Here is an 8,065-nt window from a genome sequence, read left to right as displayed (position 1 = left end):
TAGCTCTTTATTCATTCCTGATGAAATCCCTGTATCTATCAGATTTCATTATACATCGTTTATCATGTCAGTGCGTAAGGTGAGTAAAGAATCAATTAGGCACGAATATCAATCAAACTACCAAGAGTATCACTAGCAATCTGCAACACTTTTGCGCCTACCTGTGCCTGATTCGATGCTTCAAGCAAACCGACCATTGGTCTGACCATATTCTGGCCAAAGTGAGCTGGCCTCTCAGTCTGTGTCAATTCATTCACCGCGACAACTGCTGGGCGGTGCTCCTGCTCTGCAACCGTGCCTCGAGGAATACTAAAATGCGCGATTTCATTGGCATGTTCACGTAACTCACCAGCACCCGCATTAATAGCAGCCAAACCGGCTTGAAATGCGCCTATCGCTTGCATATAACCTCCAATCAGTACGCTACCTACTTAATTCTTCTTGTTTTTTAACCAACCATTTGATATGTCTTACTTTTATTAACTGACTATCCTATTGATTAGACTCTATCGATTAGACTATTTGGATATAACTAAGTTCTCTTTTTTATCTTCTTTTTTCATCACTTTAGTAATCCAAAATAAAAACAGTAAAGATAAAATTAAATAAACGGGTAATAAGCTAAATGCATACATATAATCTTGCATTGAAAAGACAGGGCTATGATTTAATTCTTGACCATGCCAACCTAAATCAAGGACATAGCCAACCAAGGGCTCTGTCACCGCACCTAAAATCGCATCGCCGGTATTGATCATGGCAACGACCGTACCGGCCAATAGTAATGAGTTCATATCTTTTGCCATGGCAAAACCCAACATAAAGGCACTCGTACCAAAGCCAAATAAAAACATTAAAATACTTAACAGCGTACTATGTAAATCTGGGCAATAAAGCAAACATAAGACGCTTGCCAACGTCACAAAGCCACCCAAGAACATCCAAAGAGTACGCTTACCAAAATAATCAGCTAGAGCGCCAAAAATCGGCCCACCCACACCTAAACCAATAAACACTAAAGAAGTCAAAGAAGCAGCATCAGCCGTTGTTAACTGATAACTTGCCACTAAAAACGGATTACCCCAAAGCCCGGCGAAAACCGCCAAAGGTGCAAAGGCCAAACCACTGTATAACGTTAATAACCAATTGGCCGGCCGTTTTAGTACGCTGATAATATCTTGCCAGTTCACCTGCTGTGTATCGTCGATAGCGAATGAATGATTCTTTTTATCGCGCACAAATAATAAAAATAAAACAGCGAAAATAACACCTAAAATCGCACATAGTTCTAACGAGCGCCGCCACCCCTCAGATGCAACCACATGTGCCAATGGCACTTGACCAAACACTGCACCAATCATAACGGCTGTTGGAACTAAGCCACTTAACAAGGCAAAGCGTCGTGCATCAAACCAGGTCGCCGCCACCTTTAAATAAGTCACAGTAGCAAAGGCAACGCCCACTCCCATTAATGCCCGACCAATTTCAGCCCAAAGTAACTGGTCAGCCTGAGCAAATAACCAGGTTCCTAATGCACTAACCAATAAAGCTAAAGAGCCGATATAGCGCGCACCAAAACGATCGAGCAATGGCCCTGAAAATATTTGAATAATTAAATAACTATAAAAAAATGTCGCAGCTAAATTACCAAGGCCTGCACCATGAATATGAAATGATTCCATTAAATCATTTGTCATCACCGATGGAGACACTTGCAATACATATTTATAGAATAAAAAACAAGCACATAAAGCAATTGCCAACCAAGCCAAACGGCTCTGACCCTGTGTATTATCCTGTTGATACTGCGCTATACCCAAACTATCAGCTTTCATATACTACTTTTTCCTTACCGGCAATAAAAAAGCCTCGGACCCGAGGGTGCGAGGCTTGTGTTAATACATTCAGCTTACACAGGCTCGCACCACCGCATAATAATGAGCGTAATCATCATTAAAATAATCACTGTCAATACGCTTATTATCATCATGGAATCTGGTGAACCTATTCTAAATTTGCTGCTATTAAATCTTCATAAAAAGTCTACTCAGCCAACATAACAAGCTTTAAAGCTGCTGTCAATGAAGCGGTTTCCTCACTCTTAAAGACCTGAGATCTGCCTTAATAAGGCAGCAAGTGTAGGTACAAGTAGTAAAAAGCCAATGATAGCAAGAAAAAAAATGACTTTACCATAACTGTACACGACGTCACTCCCAATATCGTCACTACTTTAGTTATTTCCATAGTAAAGCAATAAACTTAATGGTATATGAACAAGCTGTTACCGTTATTGTGTTTATGCACTTTTATAGCAAGGAGAGTAAAGGCGAATTCTGTGTAAAAACAATAATGAAATATACAGAACAACAAAAAGAGCAAGATAGATCCAACCCAGGTCAATAATCGATGTCCAATGTAAATTGGAAATCAGTGCGGTGATAAACGAAGCCACTACCATCTGCAACACCCCAGAGAGTGCTGCCGCAGCTCCCGCATTCTCAGTAAAAGGTAACAACACCCCAGCTAATGCATTCACTAAAATCAGTGAAGTTGCAAAACCAGCTAAAGCCAAGGTTAATAACACATTAATCAGTGTGGCACTATGAAATACACCTTGAAACAAAAAAGATAAACCAATGACCCCTAAAATAACCATACCGAACTTCAAAAATAGATCACCAGAAATCTTATCTGTTAATTTATGCTGTAAAAGATTACCGACCAGGAAAAAACCAGGCTGCACAAACATAAGATAACCCGTAATTTCAGCAGATAATCCAAATTTTTTCTCTAATAAGAATGGTGCATTAGCTAAGCAAATCACTAAAGATAAATAACCAATTAATATTGCAAAACCATAGCACCAAAATAGTTTATTTTTGGTAACAGAATAGTAGCTTGCCACTACCTTGCTAAAATCGATTGACTCATTGGGCTGGCGCTGGTATTGATTTGTCTCAGTAAATAAACTAAATATCGTGACTAATAAAATAATGCTATAAGCAGTTAAAATCACAAAACTGCTACGCCAATCAAAATGATCCTCTAGCCAGCCACCTAAGCTTGGAGCCAAAGCCGGTGTAAAAGAAGCAGCAATAGCCAAAATACTAATGGCTTTACGCAATTCATCACCATGGAATAAATCTCGTATAATCGCTCGTGCCAACACAGAGAGCGCCCCACCACCCACACCTTGTACAAGCCGTGCTGCCAATAAAGAATGAAAGCTAGTTGCATAAATTGCCCATACACTGCTTAATACTAAAATAACAAGCCCCATCAGCAATAACGGCTTTCTGCCAAAATGATCGGATAATGCACCATAAAATAATTGTGACACGCCAAACGTTAAAAAAAATGCGCTTAACGTAAGTTGAGCTTGGCCTGATGCCAAGTGCCACTCATGGTCAATTGCTGGCAAAGAAGGCAAATACAAACTCACTGCCGCCTGAGCTGCAATCACACCAAAAATTACCAAAATAAAATTAAGCTTATTACGTTGTTGAATATACAAGAGATTATCTCCTCTTCTTCTATTGCATCCATTGCTTAAACATTGGCTATATACTATATTATTTCCTATCTATTGATAATATAGCATTTAATAAATAAACTATTTCTATATAAGAAATAATATGTTAATGCAGGAGTAAAGATGGACTGGCACAAATGCGCACAGAGCTTTATACATATTGTTGAGGAGCAAAGTTTTGCCAAAGCAGCACGACGTTTATATAGCTCAAGTTCAGCACTGAGCAAACATATCAGCTGGTTAGAAGAGCAATTGGGTGTACAACTATTACGGCGTACAACAAGGCGCCTTAGCTTAACTTCGGAAGGTGAGTGTTTTTATCAGCGAGCTAAACAGCTGCTAGATGACTGGGCTGACCTTAAAGAATCTATTCGCAATACATATAACCAGCCGGTGGGAATACTCAGCATTGGTATCTCTGTTGTCTTTGGCAGTCTGTATATTGTCCCGTTATTACCTGAATTACTTGAGAAATTTTCACGCTTAAAAATTAATGTTAAAACATTAAATTATCCATTATTAAGTAATATTGACACACTGGACCTTTATTTCAGCCATAAATCACCTGATTTTTTTTCAGATGCGATGGACCATCGAATGATTGCTCATACCTACTTACAGATCTTCGCAGCCCCCAGCTATCTTGCAAAACATGGTACACCGATCACACTTGCTGATTTACAAGATCATAATTGTTTGCTTAGCATGGGGCATGAACATCCGAACAAATGGGAGTTTGAAGGCGCAGCTCCCATCACCGTACAAGGCAATCTCATTGCTGATAATAACAGCATCGCCGTTAAAGCGGCCACCGCGGGACTCGGCTTATTATTCACCAGCCCACTGGCCCTAAGCCCTGAGCAAAAAAAACACTTAGTTCCTGTGCTTCCTAACTATCATTCACCACGCTGGACCATCTATGCTTATTATCCCAAACTAAAAACTTCGCCATTAAAAACACAGGCTTTTTTAAGCTATATCGAAAAAAAGCTAGAAGATACATTACTCATCAGTGAGTAAGACAACTCGGCCGGAAATAACCCGAAGGTTATGATATAAGGTAAAACCTCAATACAGAATAGAACAAATAAATACACCACTCAGATCTAACCTGAGCTTGCTTTACCTGGCAGTATCAATGGTACGCTAACCTCTCCTGGCTTTAATCCAGCTGTCGTTTTATGGCTAACTGACTGCTTGCTATGTTCACCATAACGAGCGGAGTCATGCCAACTTGGCTGATTTGACAGATAGCTAACCACCACACTAATCAACACCAACAGGCTAAAGACAACCGCCCAATTACGATAGCCGCGGTGTGCACGCGTTTGCTTAGGTTCCTTCTGTTGCACCAACTGGCGAGAGATCTGATTAATCCGCCCAGGCAGGCCAACAGCACCTTTTAGCACCAAATCAATATCACGCTCACTAAAGGCAAACGCCTCAGACAAACTGCGCAGCTTATCATCGAGATATAACTGAACCTCGACATCAGAAAAAGGCTTTAACTTGCAACAGTATAAATACTCTTGCCAACTTTTATCGCCTAAGATTTCTTTTAACTGGCGAATGAGACGCTCTTCACCAAATAACAAAAAATGCAGCATGCACCCTTTTTGGTCACGCAGCTTTGCTGCAAGCAACTGTAACATGCTGAGTATCTTAGGGCCAAAATGATCTGCATGATCAACAGTCAAGACGTAACTTACACCAGTATGCCGACGCTCTGCCATGTATTTATAAATATAATCAAAGCAATGCTCTATCGTCGTACAATGATCAGCAGGAGGCAAGTAAAGCGCGACAGCAATTGCACGCAATGTCGTCAGCTCACTATGCTTGCTTTCACCTTGCAGATGGCTAAATTGTGCACGCTTATCTAAACGCTGCTTTAACAGCTCTAGAAATGTTGATTTGCCTGCACCAATCGGCCCATATACCGCAACAACATAGTCACTATAACATACCGTATGGCCAATCAATTCGAGCTGTTTATTCCAGCCAGGCGTAATATACGGTTTAAAGCCTTTACTATCAGAGTCAAAAGGATTATTTAATCGCCTTAAAAAGCTAGCGCTTTTTTTAGCTTGATAGGCATAGGCCATGCACTAGTCCCTTGTGCTACTTATGTGCATTCGGATCATAGCCAATCGCTCCTTTTTTCTTATCTTAATTATTTTCTTTAGCTTTAAATTTTAAATTAACATTAAGCTTTAAGCTTCAGTTGCCAATGCCTGAATGATTTCATTCGCAACAGAACGTACAGTACGCGCATCAGTTGCAACTGTGCAATCAGCAATGCTGCGATAAAGTTTATCGTACTCATCCATCATCTGCTCAAGCAGCTCTCGACGATTTTTAGCATACTGCAAGCTTGGCCGCCCACGATCATAAGCCGTCCGATTTAACTGCTGTTCAACCGACGCATACAAATAAACAACCGTTCCACGACCAGCAAGACACTTACGATTTTCAGCGGAGTTAATCGCCCCACCTCCTGTTGCCAACACAATGCCACTGCGTAAACTTAAATCAGCAATAACATCCTGCTCTCGAGCACGCAACCCATCCTCACCTTCTACATCATAAATCCAGTCTATTCCGACACCTGTGCGATCTTCTAGCTCCTGATCAGAGTCAACAAACTCCATCCTTAGCATTTGTGCAAGATGACGACCAATTGTACTTTTTCCCGCCCCCATTGGGCCAATGAGGAATATATTATTTGGCCTACTCATGACTAAGTATTCACTTCCTCTAAAACTAAACAGTGTTTCATCGCAACGCGACTTAATATAGTGACTATGCATCATAGCTGACACCGTATACAGCCACATTATTATAAAATAACGATCTTGAAACGGCGTGCTCATGACACTCATAATACAATAATCCGGAGATATTCTACCCCGGATCACATTTTAAGACTAGCTTAGCATCGCAAGAAGTACAAATTAAGTCATCAGATACTTTTCTTATAAGTACTTAATAAGCGGACATAATCTTCGGTGTCACAAAAATCAACAACTCTTTGTTTAAGGTGCTTTGACTACGACTTTGGAATAACCAGCCAATGCCAGGCAAGTCTGCCAAAAAAGGCACCCGCCGGACAACACGTTGCTTTTCTTGCTCATAAATGCCACCAAGTACAATCGTTTCACCATCTTTGACCAAGGCTTGTGTCTTAATCACGCGTGTATCAATGGCAGGAGGTAACACATTCGCGCTACTTCCACCATCTCCAGCACTAAGGGCACTGCGTGAATCCTTACTTAAACGAATAGTCAAAATAATATGCTGATCTGGAGTAATATGCGGTGTCACCGTTAATCCCAAAACCGCTTTTTTAAAACTTACGCTTGCCGCACCGCTTGAGGTACTTTCTAAATAAGGAATCTCTTCACCTTGCTCAATAAAGGCTTCTTGATCATGAGCGGTTAATAATTTAGGTGTCGAAATCACTTCTGCCTCGCCCTCACTTTCCAGGGCCTGTAACTCAAGATCAAGTAATAAGTTCCCTGGCAATTTAGCAACAGCTAAGGCAAAGCGGCCCAGTCCAGTCGCTGCCGAATCAGCCATAAATGGTAAACTCACATTAAGACGTTCTGCAATACCTGGACTTTCTCCTTGGCGAATCGCATTTGTTCCACTAATAGAGCCCGCGGTTGCCACTGTACTGCCTCCACCAGAAATACCAAACTTTACGCCTAAGTCCTTTTCAAAACTGCGATTAGCAATAACAATTCTTGCTTCTATCATCACTTGTGGCACTGGCCGATCAAGCGCTTTGATCATTTTTTTAATGATTTTAATTCTATCAATATAATCATGAATCAATAAAACATTCGTTCTCTGATCAAAGCTCACAATCCCTTGTGTTGAAATAATTTTGCCCGAACCTTCTTTTAAGATCATCGCTATTTTTTCAGCACGACCATAGTGAACATTAACAAATAACGACTCCATTTTTCTTTTATTTAGTTTGTTATTTGCCTTTTTTAAGATCAAGCCTTTTTTCTTAATAATTAATATATTGCCCTGCCTGTTCTCTGTTAAGTCTTCAGCCATTAAAATCACATTCAATGCTTGTTGCCATGTCACTTTTTTTAAGTGCAAACTCATCGTCCCCTGAACATCATCATTAATAACCAAATTCAATTGGGCAAATTCAGCAATAAGCTGCAATAACTTAGCCAAATCAATATTGTCAAAATTTAAATTAATAAATTTACTACTCTGGTGCACTACGTTTACCTCAAGTTGGTCACTTGAAAAACATCCATTTATTCCATAAATAAAAGTTATAAAAAAACAAATAAAACGTAAACCTTTATTTATATTTATTATCATACTATCTAGGTTTATTATTGATTTCTATAATTTTATTATTAAATTTTATAGTTATTTTATTTTTTCTAACTTTAATAACCTTAGCTCCATAAAATTTATCCCCAACAACCAACTGATAATACTTAGAAGAGCGCTTATCTTTGACGACTGCAATAGATTTACTATTACGTAAGCGTCGCTACC

The 8,065-nt window shown here is 39.8% G+C and carries 7 protein-coding genes; 1 reads left to right on the top strand and 6 read right to left on the bottom strand.

Annotated elements, in window-relative coordinates; translation table 11 throughout:
• Positions 1-95: 95 nt before the first annotated feature.
• The 3 genes from C200_RS05610 to C200_RS05600 all read right to left on the bottom strand — a co-directional run bounded on the left by C200_RS05610 (position 96) and on the right by C200_RS05600 (position 3,514).
• Complete coding sequence (locus tag C200_RS05610; protein ID WP_016211201.1) at positions 96-404, bottom strand: hypothetical protein; 309 nt, start codon at positions 402-404, stop codon at positions 96-98.
• Positions 405-518: 114 nt separating this feature from the next.
• Positions 519-1,835, bottom strand: a complete 1,317-nt coding sequence (locus C200_RS05605) for an MFS transporter (RefSeq protein ID WP_016211206.1) — start codon at positions 1,833-1,835, stop codon at positions 519-521.
• Positions 1,836-2,296: 461 nt separating this feature from the next.
• Positions 2,297-3,514: a multidrug effflux MFS transporter gene (locus tag C200_RS05600; RefSeq protein ID WP_016211208.1), complete on the bottom strand. Its 1,218-nt coding sequence runs from the start codon at positions 3,512-3,514 to the stop codon at positions 2,297-2,299.
• 141 nt (positions 3,515-3,655) lie between these two features.
• Here C200_RS05600 and C200_RS05595 point away from each other — a divergent pair, with 141 nt between their 5' ends.
• Positions 3,656-4,552 carry a LysR family transcriptional regulator gene (locus C200_RS05595; protein WP_016211205.1) on the top strand — a complete coding sequence of 299 codons (897 nt, stop codon included), beginning with the start codon at positions 3,656-3,658 and terminating at the stop codon, positions 4,550-4,552.
• 86 nt (positions 4,553-4,638) lie between these two features.
• Here C200_RS05595 and C200_RS05590 read toward each other — a convergent pair whose 3' ends face one another.
• The 3 genes from C200_RS05590 to C200_RS05580 all read right to left on the bottom strand — a co-directional run bounded on the left by C200_RS05590 (position 4,639) and on the right by C200_RS05580 (position 7,777).
• Positions 4,639-5,637 (bottom strand): ATP-binding protein, encoded by a 999-nt coding sequence (locus C200_RS05590; RefSeq protein WP_016211203.1) that lies wholly within the window; start codon positions 5,635-5,637, stop codon positions 4,639-4,641.
• A gap of 108 nt (positions 5,638-5,745) precedes the next feature.
• A complete protein-coding gene (gene aroK / locus C200_RS05585; protein WP_032126430.1) occupies positions 5,746-6,270 on the bottom strand; it encodes a shikimate kinase AroK in 525 nt (174 codons plus the stop codon).
• Positions 6,271-6,517: 247 nt separating this feature from the next.
• A complete protein-coding gene (locus C200_RS05580) occupies positions 6,518-7,777 on the bottom strand; it encodes a type IV pilus secretin PilQ (RefSeq protein ID WP_016211204.1) in 1,260 nt (419 codons plus the stop codon).
• Positions 7,778-8,065: the final 288 nt, after the last annotated feature.

The organism is Piscirickettsia salmonis LF-89 = ATCC VR-1361, from assembly GCF_000297215.2.
In the GTDB taxonomy this organism is placed as follows: domain Bacteria; phylum Pseudomonadota; class Gammaproteobacteria; order Piscirickettsiales; family Piscirickettsiaceae; genus Piscirickettsia; species Piscirickettsia salmonis.
The sequence above is the reverse complement of the archived record's forward strand: the minus strand, read 5'-3'. Positions and strand labels throughout refer to the sequence as shown.

Bases quoted from the DNA above. Each gene is read 5' to 3' on its own strand.
- C200_RS05605 (WP_016211206.1), bottom strand. From the start codon at position 1,835: ATGAAAGCTGATAGTTTGGGTATAGCGCAGTATCAACAGGATAATACA.
- C200_RS05590 (WP_016211203.1), bottom strand. From the start codon at position 5,637: ATGGCCTATGCCTATCAAGCTAAAAAAAGCGCTAGCTTTTTAAGGCGA.
- C200_RS05610 (WP_016211201.1), bottom strand. From the start codon at position 404: ATGCAAGCGATAGGCGCATTTCAAGCCGGTTTGGCTGCTATTAATGCG.
- aroK (WP_032126430.1), bottom strand. From the start codon at position 6,270: ATGAGTAGGCCAAATAATATATTCCTCATTGGCCCAATGGGGGCGGGA.
- C200_RS05595 (WP_016211205.1), top strand. From the start codon at position 3,656: ATGGACTGGCACAAATGCGCACAGAGCTTTATACATATTGTTGAGGAG.